A 20234-nucleotide genomic window follows, 5' to 3' on the forward strand; every position below is an offset into this window, starting at 1 on the left:
TCCTCCCGGATCAGGAAGCGTCGGCGGGCAGTTCGACGACGCTCTTCGGCTCGGCGCCCGGGGGCACGGCCCGCGCGGCGGGCACTTCGGCGGCGGACGGCGGAGCGGGGGCAGGGGCGGGGCCGGGGCCGGGGGCCGGGGTGGGGGCGGTGGGGCCGGTGGGCCGCGTGCCGTTGCAGAGGCCGGCGGGGGCGGCGTACGTCTGGGCGACGAACATGCTGCTGGAGACCGACGAGGGGCTGTCCACCGCGATGTTGAGGATCCGCTGCCCGTTCTTGCCGACGAGGCTGCCGACCACGCGCCGCATGGAGATGCTCGCGCCGAAGACGAGCATGTCGTGCGCGTTGACGGTGGACTTGTAGACGGTCGTCTCGGTGTTCTCCACGGTCCAGGACCGGGAATACGTGGCCTTGAACGCGGCCTCGAAGGCGAGTTTGGCGCTCAGCGAGCCGGCCACCTTGCCGCCCGCGGCGACGCCGGTCTTGGTGCCGTTCGTCGAGGTCGGACCGTCCTTGAGGTTGGGGGTCTTGTTCTCGCTGGTGATGTCGTTGGTGAGGTTCGTGGTGACCTCGCCGGAGGCGGAGACCGTGCCCTCGGCGGCGATCTTCCCCGAGATCTCGCCGCCGATGTTGTCGGTGCTGCTGATCCTCAGGTTGACCGTCCGCTCGACGGCCATGTCGCTCTGGGTGCAGTTGACCACCGCGTTGCCGAGCGACTTCACGGAGGTGACGTACTCACGGCCCAGCTTCGGGTCGATCTTGAACGTGCAGGCGGAGCGCTGGGAGCCGCAGTACCTCAGCACGTCGCCGACCTTGGCCGGGCGCCCGTCGGCGGTGAGGGCGCGGGGGACGGGGGTCTCGCCCGGCCCCGCGTCGTCGGCGGCGGCGGGCGGGGCGAGCAGGGCGAGCGGCGCGGCGAGGCCGAGGACGAGCGCGGGCAGGACGGCGCGGGGACTGCGCGGAGACATGGCGGAGGAACCCTTCGGGACGTGGGGGTGGATGGCGGGCGACGTCAGGAGCCGAGCAGGGAGCAGAGCTGGTCGACCGGGAAGGGGGACTGCCCCGGGTCGCCGGAGCCCTGCGGCAGGGAGCCGGGGAAGTCCGCGCAGGTGGAGGTCACGGCTGACTGCGCGTTGTCGGTGGGCTCGGGCTCGAACGTGGAGATGGTCTCGGTCATGTCCTTGACGCCCTTCTCCTCGGCGGCGCCCTGGCCAGAGGTCAGCTTGCCCATGCAGGAATCGGAGCCGGGCGGGCACTCGTCGATCTTCTTGCCGACGTCCTTGATGTCCTTGTCGGCCTTGCCGGCCGCCTCCTGGGTCTTCTTCTGCTGTTCCTCGATCTTCTTGGCCTCCTTGGCGTTGGCCTCCTTGTCCAGGCAGGCCTGGTCGTCGGGCTTGCACTCCTCGGCGTGGGCGACCGAGGTCATGGGCAGGGCCAGGGCGGCGGCGAGCAGGACGGCGCCGAGCAGGCGGCGCGGCTTCACGTGGGACATGGAACTCCCTTGGGACAGGGGTGAGTTGACGAGCTCGGAAGGGGACGCCAGGGGCGGACAGGGGACTGCCCTCAAGATCACCGAGCGTGACTCGACGCTAACCGCAGGGGCCCCGGCGGCCCGGCAGGACACACGGCGCGGCGCGCGCCGACGGGCCCGCTCACCACTTCGGCGGAGCGCATTCGGGGCCGTCGCGAGGAGCCGGACCGGGGACGTTCGCGGGCCGTCCGTAGAGCCGCCGGTCCACCCTTTCGCAGGGATTCCCGGGCATGGGCGTGAGGGCGGGCGACCGTACGCGGCGGGGGGCCTCACTCCCCCGGCCGCCTCCGTTCGGCCGCCCACCGGAGCCGGCCGCGAAGACCCCGCCGACACGCGGCCGGAGGGTGAACGCGCCCCCCTTCGGCGCGTCCCCGAACGGGCGTCCGTCAGACGGGTGTTTCATCGCCTCCGGCTCGCCGCGGTGATCGTTCTCGGACAGTCTGATCTTGTGCCCGGCGGCCCGTCCCGGCCGCCGCACCAGGCCTTGGGCACCCCATGCCCAAGGCACCGGCACGGCCTGTCCGCATGACCCGCGCCCGTCCCGCGCGCGCCTCCGCCCTCCCCCGCGGAGCCGCCGGCCGACCGGGCGCAGCGCTCCCGTATGTCCCCATCGAAGGAGAGCAGAGCCATGTCCCGTACACGCCGCAGTCCCCTGCGTACCCCCTCCCGCGGCCTACCGTTCGCCGCCGCCGTCCTCACGGCCGCCGCGCTCGCCGCCGTCCCGGCGCTCGCCCCGGCCGCTGCAAGCGCCAACGAGGGCAATCCGACCGTCCTGAGCTGGGGTGCCGGCCGCACCGGCCAGCTCGGCAACGGCACCCTGGCCGACAGCCTGAGCCCGACCTCGGTCACCAGCCTCTTCCGCGGCGACGTCGACCAGATGTCGGCCGGCGGCACGTCCTCGGCCGACTCGTTCGTCCTCGCCCGGACCGACAAGACGGTCAAGTCCTGGGGCCACAACTCCTCCGGCCAGCTCGGCAACGGCGGCAACACCAACCAGACCGTGCCCACCACCGTCCCGCGCCTGACCAACATCAAGGACATCGCGGCCGGCGGGAAGCACGCCCTGGCCCTCGACACCAACGGCCAGGTCTACTCCTGGGGCGACAACGCCTACGGCCAGCTCGGCAACAACCGCACCGGTGACAGCCGTACGGTCCCCGACCGCGTCCAGGGCATGCCGAAGGTCAAGCAGATCTCGGCCGGCTGCGACTTCAGCCTCGCCCTCCTGGAGAACGGCAAGGTGTACGCCTGGGGCCGCGGCATCCACGGCCAGCTCGGCACCGGCAACCGCGCCACGAGCTCCGTGCCCCGGCAGGTGCAGGGCCTGGAGAACATCGTCGAGATCGACGCCGGCTGCTACCACGCCCTCGCGCTGACCGCCGACGACACGGTGAAGTCCTGGGGCTACAACCTCTACGGCCAACTCGGCAACTCCTCCACCAAGTCCTCCACCACCCCGGTGGACGTCGACTGGCTGGAGGGCGTCTCCGACATCGAGGCGGGCGCCTGGCACAACTACGCCAAGACGAGCGACAGCCACGTCTACGGCTGGGGCAACAACCAGTACGGCCAGCTCCTGGAGGGCGACGAGGCCTTCGGCGACAACATCTCCCGCACCAACCGCACCGCCCCCGTCGAGATCCCGCGCCTGGAGGGCGTCCAGCACCTCGCGGCGGGCGCCCGGCACGGCGTCGCCGTCACCGCGGACGACGTCTTCGCCTGGGGCCACAACGGCGAGGGCCAGCTCGGCAACGGCACGACGGTCTCCCGCTTCGAGTCGGTGAAGATCCTCAACGAGGGCTCGGCGATCAAGGACGTGGCCGTCTCCCTGGGCGGCAACACGACATACGCGTACTGAGGCCGGTGACCGGCATGACGTACGCACACGTACGCGCTGTCGTCGCGACCCTCGCCCTGGCCGCCCTCACCGCCGTCCCCGCCCACGCCGAACCCCGTGATCCCTGGGTACGGGCCTGGGGCGCGAACGGCGCCGGTCAGCTCGGCAACGGCACCACCCTCGTCCAGCAGACCCCGGCCGACGTCCAGGGCCTGGCCCGAGCCGGCGTCCGCGAGCTGGCGGGAGGCGGCTGGACCGACAGCAGCGCCTTCGCCGTCGCCCTCATGAACGACGGCACGGTCCAGGCCTGGGGCGGCAACTCCAAAGGCCAGCTCGGCGACGGCACCACGACGGACCGGTTCTTCCCGGCCGCCGTCGCCGGACTCTCCGGGGTGTCCCAGGTGGCCGCCGGCTACCACTTCGGCTACGCCGTCCGCGGCGGCCGGGTCCTCGCCTGGGGCGACAACGCCTACGGGCAGCTCGGCGACGGCTCGACGACGGGCACCAACCGGCCTGTCGCCGTCCAGAGTCTGAACCGGGTCGCCGACATCGCCGCCGGCTGCTACCACGCCGTCGCCCTCCGCGAGGACGGCACGGTCTGGACCTGGGGGCAGAACAATTCCGGCCAGCTCGGCCTCGGTTCCAACGACAACCGGAACACCCCTCAGCGGGTCCCCGGACTCACGGACGTGGTGGAGGTCGCCGCCGGCTGCAACCATTCGCTCGCCCGCACGGCGGACGGAACGGTGAAGGCCTGGGGCTACAACACCAACGGGCAGCTGGGGAACGACAGCACCGCACCCAGCTCCGTCCCCGTCGACGTCCAGCACCTCGACGACGTCGCCCGGATCTTCGCCTGCGCCTACCACAGCTTCGCCGTCCTCGACGACGGAGCCGTACGCGCCTGGGGCTGGAACGGCCGAGGCCAGCTGGGGGACGGCAGCACGGTCTCCCGCACCACCCCCGTCCCCGTCCCCGCCCTGACCGACGTCCTCGGCCTGGCCGGGGGCTACAGCCACACCGTCGCCGTCCTCGCCGACGGCTCCGTCCTCGGCTGGGGGGAGAACGACACCGGCCAGCTCGGCGACGCCTCCACCACGAACTCCGTCACCCCCGTCGTCGCCCTGCCCCCGGGCAGCGGCGCGACCCGCGTCGCGGCCTCCACCGTCGGCAGGTCCAGCTACGCCTACTGACCTCGAAAGGTCCCCATGAAACTCCCCGCACGCATCACCCTGCTCACCGCCCTGACGGCGGCCACCGCCCTCGCCGCCCCCTGCCTGACGGCCCACGCCGCCGGCACCGACCCCTGGGTCCGCGCCTGGGGCGAGAACGCCCAGGGGCAGCTCGGCAACGGCAGCGTCCTCGCCCAGCAGACCCCCGCCGCCGTCATCGGCATCACCCGTGACGACGTCCGCGAGCTGTCCGGCGGCGGAGGCGGCACCGGCACCACCGCCAACCCCTTCGCCGTCGCCCTCCTCAAGGACGGCACCGTCAAGAGCTGGGGCTCCAACGCCACCGGCCAGCTCGGCAACGGCACCCTCACCGCCCAGTCCTTCCCCGCGACCGTCGCCGGGCTCTCCGGCGTGAGCGAGGTCTCCGCGGGCGCCAACCACGTCCTCGCCGTCAAGGGCGGCCGGGTCCTCGCCTGGGGCAGCAACGCCTCGAAGCAGCTGGGCACCGGTCAGGACACCACCAACCCGTACAAGGCCCCGATCCCCGTGCAGAGCCTCGACAAGGTGAAGGACGTCGCCGCCGGGTGCGACTTCAGCGTGGCGCTCCGGCAGGACGGCACGGTCTGGACCTGGGGCAAGGGCGACAACGGACGCCTCGGCACCGGCAACAACACCACCCGCGAGACCCCGCAGAAGGTCCCGGACCTCGTCGACGTCGAGTCGATCGCCGTGGGTTGCGACCACGTCCTCGCGCTCACCGCCGACGGCATCGTGAAGGCCTGGGGCAAGGGCGCCGAGGGCCAGCTCGGCAACGACTCGACCACCGACAGCAACAAGCCGGTGGACGTCGCCTACCTCGACGCCGTGGCGAAGATCTTCGCCACCTCCGCGTCCGGCTTCGCCGTCCTCGACGACGGCAGCCTGGCCGGCTGGGGCAAGAACACCGACAAGCAGCTCGGCGACGGCACGAACGCCAACCGCACCACCCCGGTCGTCCTGGACTCGATCAAGGGCGTCCAGAGCATCGCGGGCGGCGCCGACTTCACGGTGGCCGCGCTCGACGACGGTTCGGTGATCGGCTGGGGCGCCAACGCGGCCGCGCAGCTCGGCGACGGCTCGACCACCAACCCCACCGGCACCACCGTGGCGCTGCCGCCCGGCAGCGGCATCACCCAGGTCGCCACGACGATGACGGGCAAGTCCGCCTTCGCCTACTGACGGGTCCGGAGGCCCGTGCGGCACCCGCACGGGCCTCCGGCGCCGGCCTCCGGCACCGCCGTCCCTGGCCAGACGCGCCGGCGACCTGGCAGGATCGCCGCATGTTCGCCTCGCTCTCCCGTGCCGCCCGCCGCCGTGTCCTGGCGGTCTCGGCCGCGCTGCTCGCGCTGTGCGGGGTGCTGGTGTGGTGGCTGGTCCCGTTCGGTTCCCCCGCCCCGAGCGGCTCGGTCACGTTCAGTACGGGGGTCCCCACCGGCGTCTACCAGAAGTACGGAGCGCTCCTCAAGAACGCCCTGGCGCAGGACCTGCCCAAGGTGTCGATAACGCTCAAGGACAGCGAGGGCTCCCAGCAGAACCTGGCCCGGGTCGCCACGGGCGAGGCCGACTTCACGGTCGCGACGGCCGACGCCGTGGCCCAGTACCAGCGCGAGCGCAGGGCCGGCTTCGAGCGGCTGCGCGGCTGCGCACGGCTCTACGACGACTACGTACAGCTCGTCGTGCCCAGCGGCTCTCCGGTGCGGAAGGTCCAGGACCTGCGCGGGCTCCGGGTCGGGGTCGGCCAGGCCGGGTCCGGCGTGCGGCTGATCGCCGACCGAGTGCTCGCGGCGGCGGGCCTGACCCCGGACCTGGACGTGCGGTCGGTCGCGGCGGGCATCGACACGATGCCGGGGCTGCTTGAGCGGGACGAGCTCGACGCCTTCTTCTGGTCGGGCGGACTGCCGACCGAGGCGGTGCAGGCGCTGTCCGGGCACTTCCGGATCCGGCTGATCCCGCTGGACGAGAAGCTGGTCGACCGGCTGCACGACGTCGGCGACTCGACCCGCTACTACCGGTCGGCGGTGATCCCGGCGGACGCGTACGGCAAGGCGCAGGAGGGCCGGCCGATCGAGACCCTGGCGGTGGCGAACCTCCTGGTCACCACGGTGGACGCCGACGACGACCTGGTCGAGGGCTTCACCCGTACGGTGATCAGGAGCCGCGACGGGATCGGACGCCAGGTCCACCCGGCCCAGCTGGTGGACCTGCGCACCGCCGTCTACACGGAGCCCCTGAAACTCCACGACGGCGCCCGCCGCTACTACCAGTCGGTGAAGCCCTGACGCTCGGCGCCCACCGCTGTCACCGGGCCGTGAAGCCCTAGCGCTCGGCGGGCGCCTGCCGCGGGACCGTCACCGTCACCCGGAGCCCGTGCGGCTCGTTCGGGGCGAAGGTCACGCCTCCGCCGCCCGCCGTGAGCAGGACGCGCGCGATGGAGAGGCCGAGGCCGGAGCCCTTGACGTTCTGGTGGCGGCCGGAGCGCCAGAAGCGGTCGCCGACGCGGCCGAGCTCCTCCTCGGTGAGGCCCGGCCCGTGGTCGGCGACGACGACGGCGACGGTCGACCGGTCCGGGACGACGGTGACCGTGACCTCCTCCCCGGCGGGGGTGAACTTCAGCGCGTTGTCGATCACCGCGTCGAGGGCGCTGGAGAGCGCCACCGGGTCGGCCCAGGCGGTGACCGCCCCGCACTCCCCGGTCAGCGTGACGCCCTTGTCCTCGGCGACCGGGCGCCAGGACGCGACCCGCTCGTCGGTGAGCGCGCCGACGTCGGTGAGCCGCAGCTCGGCGGCCGCGTGCTCGGCGAGCGCCAGGTCGAGGAGGTCGTCGAGGACCTGGGCGAGGCGCTTGCCCTCGGTCCGTACGGAGGCGATCTCCTCGTTGCCCTCGGGGAGCTCCAGGGCGAGCAGCTCGATCCGCAGGAGCAGCGCGGCGAGCGGGTTGCGCAGCTGGTGGGAGGCGTCGGCGACGAAGGCCCGCTGCTGTTCGAGGGCGTCCTCGACGTTGTCGGCCATCTCGTTGAACGAGTGGGCGAGGCGCCGCAGTTCGGGCGGTCCGCCGGTGGCGGCGACGCGGGAGTTCATCCGGCCGGTGGCGATGTCGTGGGTGACGGCGTCGAGGACGCGGACCGGCCGGAGGACCCAGCCGGTGAGGCGGAAGGCGGCGCCGACGGCGAGCAGCATCGCGGCGGCCTCGCCCGCGAAGATCAGCAGCCAGCCGCGCAGGATGCGGGAGCGGAGCTGTCCGGTGGGCGAGTCGGTGACGACGACGGCGACGACGTCCCCGTCGCGGACGACGGGCGAGGCGATGGTGAGCCGGGCGTCGCCCTGCCAGGGCCAGACCTGCGGCGGGTCGTGGCTGCGGCGGCCGAGCAGTGCCTCGTTGAAGGCGCGCCTGCCCTCCCCGGCGTCCGGGACGACCCAGTCCTCGGGGGCGGCGGCCATGGCGCGGTTGTCGCGGTAGAAGATCCCGGCGCGGATGCCGTACACGTCGTGGTAGCTGGCGAGTTCGCCGCTGAGCGTGGCGCGCCGCTCGTCGGTGCCGGGGCTGCTCTCGCCGACGAACTGGGCGAGGGCGGCGAAGCGCGCGGCGTCGTCGAGCCGGTCGACGACGACCCGCTGCTGCTCGGACGCGGCGAGGCTGGCGGCCAGCGGGAAGCCGAGGGCGAGCAGCACGCCGGCCATCAGCACGATGAGCAGCGGGAGGAGTCGGGTGCGCACGTCGGAGCCGTCCGGGTTTTACGCCGCGGGGGCGACGAGGCGGTAGCCGACGCCCCGTACGGTCTCGATCAGGGCGGGCATGCGCAGCTTGGAGCGCAGGGAGGCGACGTGCACCTCCAGGGTGCGGCCGGTCCCCTCCCAACTGGTGTGCCAGACCTCGCTGATGATCTGCTCGCGGCGGAAGACGACGCCGGGCCGCTGGGCGAGGAGGGCGAGCAGGTCGAACTCCTTGCGGGTGAGCGGGACGCTCTCGCCGTCGACGCTGACCCGTCGGGTGGGCAGCTCGATGGTGACGGCGCCGAGCCGCAGAACGGTCCCGTCGGCGGTGCCCTGGGTGCCGCCGGTCTCCTCGGTTCCGGCGCGGCGCCGGCTGACGGCGTGGATGCGGGCGAGGAGCTCGCCGGGGTCGTAGGGCTTGACGACGTAGTCGTCGGCGCCGAGGTTGAGCCCGTGGATCCGGGAGCGCACGTCACCGCGCGCGGTCACCATGATCACCGGAGTGGTGGTGAGCTTCCGGATGCGGCCGCAGACCTGGTAGCCGTCCTGGTCGGGCAGTCCGAGGTCGAGCAGGATCACCCCGTACGAGGGACGCTCGCCCTGCGCGGTGGGCAGGACGGCCTGGAGGGCCTCCTCGCCGTTGCGCGCGTGGTTGACCGTGAAGCCGTGCTTCGCGAGGATCGCGGAGAGAGCGGCGGCGACGTGGTCGTCGTCCTCGACGAGCAGCAGTCGCATGCGTACCTCCTCCGTGAAGATTGCTTCGTGATCTTTCGTGGTCTGTCGATGGCGGCTCTCTGTGTACCAGGTGCCACCAGGGCATGAACACCGAACATGGGTGTCACAGTCAAGTGTCCCCCTGTTACGTCGGCGTTTCCGTTATGGACCCGGTACGGCCCGGCCGTCACCTTCACACTCTGTGTCCGGTTGCGGCCGTATCGTTATCCTCAATTTCCGCTCAGATGTGATGACGGTCGTCACATCGGGTCTCTAGTGTCCTCCCCAACCGAGGAGGACGGAGCAAGAGGCCGATGAGCGGAGAGTCAGTGTCCAAGAGTCCCGAGGCCACCCCGCGTGCCGCGGACGACCTGGTCGTACTGTCCGACGTGAACAAGCACTTCGGCGCGCTGCATGTCCTCCAGGACATCGATCTGACGATCACCCGCGGCGAGGTCGTGGTCGTCATCGGGCCCTCCGGGTCCGGCAAGTCGACGCTGTGCCGCACGATCAACCGGCTGGAGAGCATCGACTCCGGCACCATCACCATCGACGGCAAGCCGCTGCCGCAGGAGGGCCGGGAGCTGGCAAGGCTGCGTTCCGACGTCGGCATGGTCTTCCAGTCGTTCAACCTCTTCGCGCACAAGACGGTGCTCGAGAACGTGATGCTGGGCCAGATCAAGGTCCGCAAGACGGAGAAGAAGGCCGCCGAGACCAAGGCCCGGGCCCTGCTCGACCGGGTCGGCGTCGGCACCCAGGCGGACAAGTACCCCGCTCAGCTCTCCGGCGGCCAGCAGCAGCGCGTGGCGATCGCCCGCGCGCTGGCCATGGACCCGAAGGTCATGCTCTTCGACGAGCCGACCTCGGCCCTGGACCCGGAGATGATCAACGAGGTCCTGGAGGTCATGCAGCAGCTGGCCCGGGACGGCATGACGATGGTGGTCGTGACCCACGAGATGGGCTTCGCGCGCTCCGCCGCCAACCGCGTCGTCTTCATGGCCGACGGAAAGATCGTCGAGCAGGCGACACCCGAGGAGTTCTTCAGCAACCCGCGCAGTGACCGGGCCAAGGACTTCCTGTCCAAAATCCTTCACCACTGAGCGAGTTGACGACCTAGTCTTCCCCACTCACGCCTACTCAAGGGAACTTTCCTCCATGAAGCTTCGCAGCACCGCCGCCGCCGCGGCCGTCGTCGTCCTCGCCCTCACCGCCACCGCCTGCGGCAGCGGCTCCGACTCCGGCAGCAACGGCGACAAGATCACCATCGGCATCAAGTTCGACCAGCCGGGCCTGGGCCTGAAGACCCCGGACGGCAAGTACGCCGGTTTCGACGTGGACGTCGCCAAGTACGTGGCGAAGGAGCTCGGTTACTCCGAGGACAAGATCGACTGGAAGCAGGCGCCGAGCGCCGAGCGCGAGAACCTGATCAAGAACGGTGACGTGAAGTTCGTCGTCGCCAGCTACTCGATCAACGACAAGCGCAAGAAGGAGGTCGACTTCGCGGGTCCGTACTTCCTGACCCACCAGGACCTCCTCGTCCGCGCCGACGACAACTCGATCACCAAGGTCGAGGACCTCAACTCCAAGAAGCTCTGCTCGGTCACCGGCTCGACCTCCGCGCAGAACGTCAAGGAGAAGCTCGCCCCGAAGGCCGACCTCCAGCAGCTCGGCGGCTACTCCGAGTGCCTCACCGGCCTGGAGAACAAGGCCGTCGACGCCCTCACCACGGACGCCTCCATCCTCGCGGGCTACGCCTCGCAGAAGGAGCTCCAGGGCAAGTTCAAGCTCGTCGGCCTGAAGATGAGCGACGAGAACTACGGCATCGGCCTGAAGAAGGGCGACGACGAGCTGCGCGGCAAGATCAACAAGGCGCTGGAGAAGATGGTCTCCGACGGCACCTGGGAGAAGCTCGTCAAGGCGAACTTCGGCCCCTCCGGCTACAAGTACGAGGCCGCGCCGGCGATCCAGAAGTAACCCACCCGCCTCTGCCGTGACGGCCGCCCCGCACTCGGGCGGCCGTCGCACCGGCACCGGCCGCCGCCCACGCGGCGGCCTCCACACCGACCGACCACCAGGGGAGAGCGCGGGGCATCGTGTTCGACTTTCTTGATTCCGGGCAGTACGACCTGCTCGGCGCCTTCTGGGTGACGGCTCAGCTCGCCCTCTACTCGGCGATCGGCTCACTGGTCTGGGGCACCGCCCTGGTCGCCATGCGGGTCAGCCCGGTCCCGCTGATGCGGGGCTTCGCCACCGCGTACGTCAACATCGTCCGGAACACTCCGCTGACGGTGGTCCTCGTCGCCTGCCTGCTGGGCCTCAACCAGACCCTGGGCGTCACGCTCGGCGCGGAGACCTTCGAGAACATCGGCTTCCGCCTCGCCGTCCTCGGACTCGTCGCCTACACCGGCACCTTCGTCTGCGAGGCGCTGCGCTCGGGCATCAACACCGTGCCGCCGGGCCAGGCCGAGGCCGCCCGCGCGCTGGGCCTGAGCTTCACCCAGGTCCTCCGGCTCGTGATCCTCCCGCAGGCCTTCCGCGCCTCGGTGACCCCCCTCGCGAACGTCCTGATCGCCCTCACCAAGAACACCACGGTGGCGGCCGCGATCGGCGCCGCAGAGACCTCGCTCCTGATGAAGACGATGCTGGAGAACGAGACCGACGCCCTCTTCACCGTCTTCGCGATCTTCGCCTTCGGCTTCATCGTCCTCACCCTCCCCACCGGCCTGGTCCTCGGCTGGGCGGCCAAGCGACTGGCGGTGAAGCGATGAGCTCCGTCCTGTACGACACCCCCGGCCCGCGCGCGAAGCGGCGCAACGTCGTCTACACGATCGTCTTCCTCGCGGTCCTCGCCCTGGTGGGCTGGTGGGTGCTCGACGCCCTGAACGCCAAGCACCAGCTGGACGCGGACAAGTGGAGTCCGTTCGTCACCGACTCCCAGGTCTGGACGACGTACCTGCTGCCCGGCCTCACCGAGACCCTCAAGGCCGCGGCGCTGTCCATCGTCATCGCGCTGCCGCTCGGCGCGGCCCTCGGCATCGGCCGGCTCTCCGACCACCGCTGGGTACGCGTGCCCGTCGGCGCGCTCGTGGAGTTCTTCCGCGCCATCCCGGTGCTGCTCCTGATGATGTTCGCGAGCGCCCTGTACCGCGAGTTCACGACCGTCAGCTCCGACTTCCGCCCGCTGTACGCGGTCGTCACCGGCCTGGTGCTCTACAACGCCTCCGTCATCGCCGAGGTCGTCCGGGCCGGCGTGCTCACCCTGCCCCGGGGCCAGGGCGACGCGGCCGTCGCGCTCGGCATGCGCAAGGGCCAGACCATGCTGTACGTCCTGCTGCCGCAGGCCGTGACCGTCATGCTCCCGGCCCTGGTCAGCCAGCTCGTCGTCATCGTGAAGGACACCGCGCTCGGCGGCGCCCTGCTCGGCTTCGGGGAGCTGCTCAGCCAGAACCGGCAGATCACGGCCAACTACGGCGCGAACACCATCGCCACGCTCGTGGTCATCGCGCTCCTCTACATCGTCCTCAACTTCCTCCTCACCACCCTCGCGAGCCGTCTCGAGAAGCGGCTGCGGCGTGGCAGGAAGTCCCCCTCGGTGACCCTCCCCGCCCAGGCGGGAGCCACCGACGTGAAGTCGGAAGCCGTCAGCGGCGCCTGACGGCCAAGAGGTCCGTGAGCCACCAGGGGTGGGCCGGAGCGGTACTGATCCCAGGTCAACCGCACCGCGCCCACCCCGTCGCTTGACGCGGGCACCCTCAGTGGGTTGCATACGGTCTGTGATCAACCACCGGGCTCGTGCCACACTCAGCTGTGCTGCCCCCATGACCGTCCGGCCTTCAGGAGCCGCGCCGTGGACCCGGTGATCATCGTGGGCGCGGGGCCGGTCGGCCTCGCGCTCTCCCTCGCGCTCGCCGCGCAGGGCGTGCCCAGCGTCGTCCTCGACGAGGGCACCGGCAAGGAGGAGCCCCGCCCGGCGCGGAGCGTCGTCCTGCGCGCCGACATGGCCGCGATGGTCGAGCGGCTCGGCTGCACGACCCTCCGTGACGAGGGCGTCCGCTGGATCGGCTGGCGCGGGATGCGCCGCCGCCAGGAGGTGCGCCGGCTCACCCTCGACCTGGGGCTCGGCGGCACGGAGGAGTGGTCCGAGGACCCCGACGCGCCCGCCGCCCCGGCCGCCCCGCTGCACATCCCCCAGCACGCCCTGGCCCGCGGACTGCGCGACGCCATCTCCCGGCAGAAGCTGATCCGGCTCGTCACCGAGTCCCGGCTCGACACCATCGAGCAGGACAAGGACGGCGTCGTCGCCCACACCCGCGGCCCGGAGGGCACCTGGTGGCGCGGCAGCCATCTCGTCGGCTGCGACGGCGCCCGCTCGACCGTGCGCAAGCTGCTCGGGATCCGTTTCCCCGGCCGCACGGCGGTGGAGCGGCACGCCGTCGCCGCGCTGCGCACCGAACTCCCCTGGCCCGGCGAGGCCCTGTTGCACCGTCAGCCACCGTGGCGCGGCGCCGCCGAGGAGATCACCGCGCGTCCGCTGCCCGACGGGGTGTGGCGGATCGACTGGCTGCTGCCGCCCCGCGGCGACCTCGTCACCCCGGACGCGCTGGTCGCCCGCATCCGCGAGACCCTGGCCGGCTGGTGCGAGGGCGTGACACCCCCGTACGAACTCATCGACACCGGCGTCCACACCCTGCACCACCGGCTCGCCCGCCGCTGGCGGGTCGACCGGGTCCTCCTCGCCGGGGACGCGGCGCACCTGCTCGGCGCGGTCGGCACCCAGGGCCTCGACGAGGGGCTGCGGGACGTGGACAACCTCGCCTGGAAGCTCGCCCACACCTGGCACCACGGCGGCTCGGACCGGCTGCTCGACAGCTACCAGAGCGAGCGGCGGACGGCCGTCGCGACCCGGCTGCGCGCCGCGGACCAGTCGCTGCCGGTGCTGCGCGGCGGCGGGGGCCTGCGGACGTACCTCCCCGGGGCCGGCCGCGGCCACGACGCCCTGCTGACCGACGGCCACGTGGGGCGCGGCCCGCTCGGCGCGCCCCCGGCGTACCCCCACTCCCCGCTCGCGCCCGAGTACACCGAGGGGCAGACGCCCGTCGGCACCCCGGCGGGCGCCCCCGTCGAGGACGTCCGTGTGACCGCCCCCGACGGCACGACCGTACGGCTCCGGGACCGCCTCGGCCAGGGCCGCCTCCTGGTCCTCCTGGTCGCCCCCGGCACCGGCGTGTGGGACCGGCGCCACTGGCGCACCGCGGGGGTGATGCCCCGGCTCGAAGAGGCGGTCGACGCGCTCCCGGTGAAGGCCGAGGTCCTGGTGACGGAGGCCTACCCGGGGGCTCCGGCCCACGCCGTCCTGCTCGTACGGCCCGACGGGCACCTCGTCGCCGCCTTCTCCGGGGTCCGCCCTGAGGAGCTGTACGCGGCGGCGGACGCGGCCCGTGGCGGCGAGGCCACGGACCCGGAACCCGCCGAAGAGGTGCCGGTGGGGAGCGACCGCACGGCGGACATGCATTGATTCGCGCAGGCGCGCATGGTGTACTCCGGAGCGTGACCGACACCGATGTGCGCCTGTGGCGGAGGGTCCATATGGACCTCCTCCGCTATGCGGGCTGCGTGTGTCGCCCGTCCTGCTGATCTCGCCCTGCCCCCGCGCGCCCCGCCGCTGACGCACGTCCGTGCGTCGTGTGTGCCGTCGCGCGCTCTTTCGCGATCTCAGGACGGTCACCGTGCCCCAACACGTCACCACCCCCACCCCCCTGTCTCCCGCCTCCGCCCCGACGTCGGCCGAACTCCTCGACTTCGTGCGCCGTACGGCGGCCGACCGGGAACTCGTCGACTCCCTGCCCCTCGACCCCGAAGGCCGTACCTGGGTACGGCTCGACGGCCCCGGCGGCAGCGAGGCCTGGCTCATCGGCTGGCCGCCCGGTACCGGCACCGGCTGGCACGACCACGCCGAGTCGCTGGGCGCCTTCGCGACCGCGCGTGGCACCCTGACCGAGAACGCGCTCGCGGTCCGCCTGCCGGCGAGCGGCTGGAAGACCCTGGAACTGGCCGACGGCCTCGACCGCTCCCGGCGCCTGTCGGAAGGCACCGGCCGGGCCTTCGGACGGCACCACGTGCACGAGGTGCTCAACGAGTCCGCGGACACCCACGCGGTGTCGGTGCACGCCTACCATCCGCCGCTCCCGCTGATCCGGCGGTTCAGCCGGACGGGTGCGGTGCTCCGTCTGGAGCAGGTCGAGCGTCCGGAGGAGTGGCAGTGAGCGAAGAGCACGTGGGCATCGACGAGCTCCTGGAGCGGGTCAGGTCGGGCCTCGACCGGATCGAACCCCGGGCCGCGTACGAGGCGTACGAGGCGGGTGACGCGCTCCTGGTGGACACGCGCTACGCGGCCCTGCGCGAGCGGGACGGCCTGATCCCGGGCGCGCTGGTCGTGGAGCGCAACGAACTGGAGTGGCGGCTCGACCCGCAGGGCAGCCACCGCGCCCCGGAGGCCGTCAGCCACGACCTGCGGGTGGTGGTCTTCTGCAACGAGGGCTACGCCTCCTCCCTGGCGGCCGAGTCCCTGCGCCGCCTGGGCCTCCACCGCGCGACGGACGTCATCGGCGGCTTCCAGGCCTGGAAGTCGGCCGGCCTCCCGGTCCTCCTCCCACCCACCAGCGCCTGACTCCCGAGAGGGGCCCGCACTGCCCCGGGCCCGGGCCCCCTCCGTCCCCCGGGCCTCCCCACCGGACGAGTCCTTCTGTCCCCCCGCGGCAGAAGGACTCGTCTCAGAAGGGCTCGTCCAGGCCGTCCGTGTCCTCGCCCTCGGCCTCCAGGGCCTGGCGGACGACGCGGAGGGCCATGCCCTCGGGGTACCCCTTGCGGGCGAGCATCCCCGCGAGCCGTCTCAGGCGACGGTCGCGGTCGAGGCCACGGGTGGCGCGCAGCTTGCGGTCCACGAGCTCGCGCGCCGTGGCCTCCTCCCGCTCGGAGTCGAGCTGCTCCACCGCCTCCTGGATGAGCGTCGGCTCGACGCCCTTGGTGCGCAGCTCCCGGGCGAGTGCCCGGCGGGCGAGGCCCCGGCCGTGGTGGCGGGACTCCACCCAGGCCCCGGCGAAGGCGGCGTCGTCGATGAGACCGACGTCCTCGAAGCGGGCGAGGACCTCCTCCGCCACCTCGTCGGGGATCTCCCGCTTGCGCAGCGCGTCGGCGAGCTGCTTGCGCGTGCGGGGGCTTCCGGTGAGCAGGCGCAGGCAGATCGCACGCGCCCGCTCGGCCGGATCCTGGGGTGACGGCTCCTTCTCGGCCCTCGACGAGTCGGAGCCGTCACCCGGCCATTCGGTGCGCCCGGTCACCGGTTCAGCTCTTGACCGCGGTGGCCTTGGTCGCCTTCGCGGTCTTGCTCGCGGGAGCCGGGACGCTCTTCGCGGCGTCGTCCGCACCGGCCGCGTCGGCGGCGCCCGCCGCGTCCGCACCCGGCTCGGCCGGCATCTCGGGCCGGACGCCGACGCCCAGCTTCTCCTTGATCTTCTTCTCGATCTCGTCGGCGAGGTCGGGGTTGTCCTTCAGGAAGTTACGGGCGTTCTCCTTGCCCTGGCCGAGCTGGTCGCCCTCGTACGTGTACCAGGCGCCGGCCTTGCGCACGAAGCCGTGCTCCACGCCCATGTCGATCAGGCCGCCCTCGCGGCTGATGCCCTGGCCGTAGAGGATGTCGAACTCGGCCTGCTTGAAGGGCGGCGCGACCTTGTTCTTGACGACCTTGACGCGGGTGCGGTTGCCGACCGCCTCCGTGCCGTCCTTGAGGGTCTCGATGCGGCGGATGTCGAGGCGCACCGAGGCGTAGAACTTGAGGGCGCGGCCACCGGTCGTGGTCTCCGGCGAGCCGAACATCACACCGATCTTCTCGCGGAGCTGGTTGATGAAGATCGCGGTGGTCTTGGACTGGTTGAGCGCGCTGGTGATCTTCCGGAGGGCCTGGCTCATCAGGCGGGCCTGGAGACCCACGTGCGAGTCGCCCATCTCGCCCTCGATCTCCGCACGCGGGACGAGCGCGGCGACGGAGTCGATGACGATCAGGTCGAGGGCGCCGGAGCGGACCAGCATGTCGACGATCTCGAGGGCCTGCTCGCCGTTGTCCGGCTGGGACAGGATGAGGTTGTCGATGTCGACGCCGAGCTTCTTGGCGTACTCGGGGTCGAGGGCGTGCTCGGCGTCCACGAAGGCGACCTGGCCGCCGGCCTTCTGGGCGTTGGCCACGGCGTGCAGGGTCAGGGTCGTCTTACCGGAGGACTCCGGTCCGTAGATCTCCACGACACGGCCGCGCGGCAGGCCGCCGACACCGAGGGCGACGTCGAGGGCGGTCGAGCCGGTGGAGATCACCTCGATCGGCTCCTGGGTACGGTCGCCCATGCGCATCACGGCGCCCTTGCCGAATTGGCGTTCAATCTGTGCGAGGGCGGCGTCGAGCGCCTTCTCGCGGTCGGTTCCTGCCATGGGTTCCACCCGGTTTGCTTGAGTCGATCGCTTCATGTGAAAGACGCTAACCCCTGCCACTGACAATGGGCCCCGACGTCCCCTCCGACCTGTGGACAACTCGGCGACAAGCCCGTGATTCCAAGGGTCGGGCTTCCATGAGAATGGATGTTCGATTTTAGTGTCAAGCGCGCCACGCGGTCTCCGGAGGAGCCCCCGCAACCGCCGCGCACCCCGCCGCCGGCCCGGTCGGCCTGCCCCTCAGCCGACCCGGTCCACGAGCCACTCCAGGGCCGCCGGGGCGCCCCCGAGGACGGAGACGTGCCCGTCGGCCGGGGCGAGCCGGAGCTCCGCGCCGGGGCAGCGGTCGGCCAGCCACCGGCCGTGCGCGCTCGGCACGATCCGGTCCTCGTCGCCGTGCAGCAGGAGGACCGGCGCGACGACGCGGGCGGGATCACACCCCCACGGGGCGGCGTACGCGAGGTCGTCGTCGATCAGCCCGCCCGGACCGTCCGCCACGGCCGGACCGACGACCTCGTCGAACCAGGACCACTCGCCGGCGAGCGCCGCGTGGTCGGCGGGGGTGAACATCTCCGGGTCGTACGCGGCGTCCGCCTCGTACGCCTCCTTCACCGCCCGCCCTCCGGCGGCGGCGCGCAGGCCCGCGGCGCCGGACGGCGTCATGCCCGCGAACCAGTCGAGCCCTTCCGCGCCGAACGGGGCGAGGCCCGCCACCGAGACCACGGCGAGCACCCGTTCCGGCAGGAGGGCGCCGCAGGCGAGCGCGTGCGGGCCGCCGCCGGAATGCCCCATGACGGCGAACCGGCCGACCCCCAGGGCGTCGGCGACGGCTCCGGCGTCGCCGGCCGCCGAGGCGACGTCCCGGCCGGGGCGGGGAGTGGATCCGCCGTACCCGGGCCGGTCGTACGACACCCAGCGGATCCCCAGCCGGGCGGAGTCCCGGAGCAGGGGCCCCGGGGGCGCGCCGATGTTCGGCGTGCCGTGCTGCCAGAGGACGGTGAGGCGCGGACGGATCCCTTCGAGCCCCTCGGCTCCCGTGTCGTACACGTGCAGCCTGCGCCCGCCGTCCAGCTCCAGATCGGTCTCGATCACCGCTCCACCGCCCCTCCCGACGGACCTACTTCTTGTGTTGCAGGGCCTTCTGCAGCCGCGCCACGACCGCCTCGCCGTACCTCCGGTGGCCGTGGACGCGCGGGTCGTCCGTCACGTCGTACCGCTTCACGTACGCCCCCAGGAAGGCCTGGAGGGTGGCGACGGCCGGGATGGCGATCAGCGCGCCGACGGCCCCGAGCAGCGCCGTCCCCGCGATGACCGAGCCGAAGGCCACCGCCGGGTGGATGTCGACGGTCTTCGAGGTGAGCTTCGGCTGCAGCATGTAGTTCTCGAACTGCTGGTAGATCACGACGAAGCCGAGCACCCACAGCGCGTACCAGGGGTTGACCGTGAAGGCGATCAGCATCGGCAGGGCGCCGGCGAGATAGGTGCCGATCGTCGGGATGAACTGCGAGACCAGGCCGACCCACACGGCGAGCGCCGGGGCGTACGGCACGCCCAGGATCTCGAAGAGCACGAAGTGCGCGATGCCCGAGACGAGGGCCATCAGGCCGCGCGAGTAGAGGTAGCCGCCGGTCTTGTCGACCGCGATCTCCCACGCCCGCAGGACCTCGGTCTGCCGGGCCGGCGGCAGGACGGAGCAGAGCGCGCGCCGCAGCCGGGGCCCGTCGGCCGCGAAGTAGAACGAGAACAGGAAGATCGTGAGCAGCCGGAAGAGCCCGCCGAGGACGGTGGCGGAGACGTCGAGGACGCCGGACGCGCTGTTCTGCACGTACTTCTGCAGCCAGTCGGAGCTCAGCACGCTGTCCTGGACCTCCACGCGCGAGAGGTCCGTGTGGAAGTTCTCGTTGATCCAGTTGATCAGCGAGTCGAGGTACTTCGGGAAGTTCTCGACCATGTCCACGATCTGGCCGGCCAGCATCGAGCCGAGGAGGACCATGAAGCCGATGCCGAAGACCGCGACGGCGAAGAAGACGAGGAACGTGGCGAGGCCTCGGCGCATCCCCCGGGCCGCCATGCGTCCGACCGCCGGCTCGATGGCCAGGGCGAGGAAGAAGGCCAGCAGGATGTTGACGAGGAGGCCGACGAGCTGGTGGAAGGCCCAGTTGCCCAGCAGGAAGACCGCGTAGAGCGCGAGGGCGAGCACGAGCGCGCGGGGCAGCCAGCGCGGCATCCGCGCGGACCCGGCGACGGACCCGGGAGCGGCGGCCGCGGGGGCCGTCGCCTGGTCCGGAGCCGCAGGCGCGGGCACCGCGACTCTCCCCCCGGCTCCCGCCGCGACGCCGACGGCCGGAGCCGGGGCCGGATTCGAGTCCGGGGAAGCCGTCGGATCGGGGGCCGGGGCCGGGTCGGCGGAAGCGGTCACTTCGGGCACGTCGGGCACGTCATTCGGCTCGGTCTTGTCGGTGTCGTCAGTCGGGGCCACCCCGCCAGTCTCGCGCACCGCACGGACATTCCCCCCGGGACCCCGCACATCCCCGCCAGTCACCCCGCGGTTCGGCCCGCGGTCACCTCTTGTCGGCCGGTACGTCGGCGGCCGCGCAGACGGCACGCCACACGTCCTTCGCCTCCCAGCCGGCGTCCAGCGCCTCTCGTACCGTCCGGCCGCCGAGCTCCGCCATCACGTGGTCGCTCGCGAACGACTCGGCGTAGGACCCGCCGAAGTGGTCGGCCATCCGTTCCCAGAAAATCGTCAACCGCAT

General features: G+C 72.1%; 21 protein-coding genes. 12 read left to right on the top strand and 9 right to left on the bottom strand.

Annotation, left to right across the window (positions count from 1 at the left end):
- Positions 1-10 precede the first annotated feature (10 nt).
- Positions 11-967, bottom strand: coding sequence for a hypothetical protein (locus tag GGE06_RS30840; protein ID WP_181924481.1), 957 nt, complete (start codon positions 965-967; stop codon positions 11-13).
- A 44-nt stretch (positions 968-1011) separates the two neighbouring features.
- Entirely contained in the window at positions 1012-1491 is a 480-nt protein-coding gene (locus GGE06_RS30845) for a hypothetical protein (RefSeq protein ID WP_116158497.1), read from the bottom strand.
- 667 nt (positions 1492-2158) lie between these two features.
- On the opposite strand from GGE06_RS30845, the gene GGE06_RS30850 reads away from it, so the two are divergent.
- The 4 genes from GGE06_RS30850 (at position 2159) to GGE06_RS30865 (ending at position 6857) form a co-directional block, all read left to right on the top strand.
- Positions 2159-3388 (top strand): RCC1-like domain-containing protein, encoded by a 1230-nt coding sequence (locus GGE06_RS30850; protein ID WP_184932369.1) that lies wholly within the window; start codon positions 2159-2161, stop codon positions 3386-3388.
- 14 nt (positions 3389-3402) lie between these two features.
- Positions 3403-4560: an RCC1 domain-containing protein gene (locus GGE06_RS30855; RefSeq protein WP_116165282.1), complete on the top strand. Its 1158-nt coding sequence runs from the start codon at positions 3403-3405 to the stop codon at positions 4558-4560.
- Positions 4561-4575: 15 nt separating this feature from the next.
- Positions 4576-5757 carry an RCC1 domain-containing protein gene (locus tag GGE06_RS43530; protein WP_116158499.1) on the top strand — a complete coding sequence of 394 codons (1182 nt, stop codon included), beginning with the start codon at positions 4576-4578 and terminating at the stop codon, positions 5755-5757.
- A 101-nt stretch (positions 5758-5858) separates the two neighbouring features.
- A complete protein-coding gene (locus GGE06_RS30865) occupies positions 5859-6857 on the top strand; it encodes a TAXI family TRAP transporter solute-binding subunit (protein ID WP_116158500.1) in 999 nt (332 codons plus the stop codon).
- Between the two features lie 37 nt (positions 6858-6894).
- On the opposite strand, the gene GGE06_RS30870 is transcribed toward GGE06_RS30865, so the two are convergent.
- Complete coding sequence (locus GGE06_RS30870; protein ID WP_184932370.1) at positions 6895-8292, bottom strand: sensor histidine kinase; 1398 nt, start codon at positions 8290-8292, stop codon at positions 6895-6897.
- A gap of 18 nt (positions 8293-8310) precedes the next feature.
- Positions 8311-9024 carry a response regulator transcription factor gene (locus GGE06_RS30875; RefSeq protein WP_116158502.1) on the bottom strand — a complete coding sequence of 238 codons (714 nt, stop codon included), beginning with the start codon at positions 9022-9024 and terminating at the stop codon, positions 8311-8313.
- A 293-nt stretch (positions 9025-9317) separates the two neighbouring features.
- Between GGE06_RS30875 and GGE06_RS30880 the strand changes: the two genes are divergently transcribed.
- The 8 genes from GGE06_RS30880 (at position 9318) to GGE06_RS30910 (ending at position 15670) form a co-directional block, all read left to right on the top strand.
- Positions 9318-10103, top strand: coding sequence for an amino acid ABC transporter ATP-binding protein (locus GGE06_RS30880; protein ID WP_116158503.1), 786 nt, complete (start codon positions 9318-9320; stop codon positions 10101-10103).
- Positions 10104-10158: 55 nt separating this feature from the next.
- Positions 10159-10977: a glutamate ABC transporter substrate-binding protein gene (locus GGE06_RS30885; protein WP_116158504.1), complete on the top strand. Its 819-nt coding sequence runs from the start codon at positions 10159-10161 to the stop codon at positions 10975-10977.
- 119 nt (positions 10978-11096) lie between these two features.
- Entirely contained in the window at positions 11097-11771 is a 675-nt protein-coding gene (locus GGE06_RS30890; RefSeq protein WP_116158505.1) for an amino acid ABC transporter permease, read from the top strand.
- The gene (locus GGE06_RS30895) at positions 11768-12658 is read left to right on the top strand and encodes an amino acid ABC transporter permease (RefSeq protein WP_116158506.1); all 891 of its coding nucleotides are present in this window, start codon (positions 11768-11770) and stop codon (positions 12656-12658) included. The genes GGE06_RS30890 and GGE06_RS30895 overlap by 4 nt, the downstream gene beginning before the upstream one ends.
- A 192-nt stretch (positions 12659-12850) precedes the next feature.
- Positions 12851-14518: an FAD-dependent monooxygenase gene (locus GGE06_RS30900; protein ID WP_116158507.1), complete on the top strand. Its 1668-nt coding sequence runs from the start codon at positions 12851-12853 to the stop codon at positions 14516-14518.
- Between the two features lie 47 nt (positions 14519-14565).
- A complete protein-coding gene (locus GGE06_RS43870; protein WP_310851512.1) occupies positions 14566-14637 on the top strand; it encodes a putative leader peptide in 72 nt (23 codons plus the stop codon).
- Positions 14638-14729: 92 nt separating this feature from the next.
- Positions 14730-15266 (top strand): cupin domain-containing protein, encoded by a 537-nt coding sequence (locus GGE06_RS30905; protein WP_184932371.1) that lies wholly within the window; start codon positions 14730-14732, stop codon positions 15264-15266.
- Positions 15263-15670 carry a rhodanese-like domain-containing protein gene (locus GGE06_RS30910; protein WP_116158509.1) on the top strand — a complete coding sequence of 136 codons (408 nt, stop codon included), beginning with the start codon at positions 15263-15265 and terminating at the stop codon, positions 15668-15670. The genes GGE06_RS30905 and GGE06_RS30910 overlap by 4 nt, the downstream gene beginning before the upstream one ends.
- 103 nt (positions 15671-15773) lie before the next feature.
- Here GGE06_RS30910 and recX read toward each other — a convergent pair whose 3' ends face one another.
- The 5 genes from recX to GGE06_RS30935 form a co-directional block, all read right to left on the bottom strand.
- Complete coding sequence (gene recX / locus GGE06_RS30915; protein ID WP_116158510.1) at positions 15774-16340, bottom strand: recombination regulator RecX; 567 nt, start codon at positions 16338-16340, stop codon at positions 15774-15776.
- Between the two features lie 4 nt (positions 16341-16344).
- Positions 16345-17478: a recombinase RecA gene (recA, locus tag GGE06_RS30920; RefSeq protein ID WP_181924483.1), complete on the bottom strand. Its 1134-nt coding sequence runs from the start codon at positions 17476-17478 to the stop codon at positions 16345-16347.
- A gap of 240 nt (positions 17479-17718) precedes the next feature.
- Positions 17719-18570, bottom strand: a complete 852-nt coding sequence (locus GGE06_RS30925; RefSeq protein ID WP_116158512.1) for an alpha/beta fold hydrolase — start codon at positions 18568-18570, stop codon at positions 17719-17721.
- 25 nt (positions 18571-18595) lie between these two features.
- Positions 18596-19705 carry an AI-2E family transporter gene (locus tag GGE06_RS30930; RefSeq protein ID WP_116165283.1) on the bottom strand — a complete coding sequence of 370 codons (1110 nt, stop codon included), beginning with the start codon at positions 19703-19705 and terminating at the stop codon, positions 18596-18598.
- A gap of 334 nt (positions 19706-20039) precedes the next feature.
- Positions 20040-20234: a DUF3046 domain-containing protein gene (locus GGE06_RS30935; protein ID WP_184932372.1), complete on the bottom strand. Its 195-nt coding sequence runs from the start codon at positions 20232-20234 to the stop codon at positions 20040-20042.

This window comes from Streptomyces nymphaeiformis (assembly GCF_014203895.1).
GTDB lineage: Bacteria > Actinomycetota > Actinomycetes > Streptomycetales > Streptomycetaceae > Streptomyces > Streptomyces nymphaeiformis.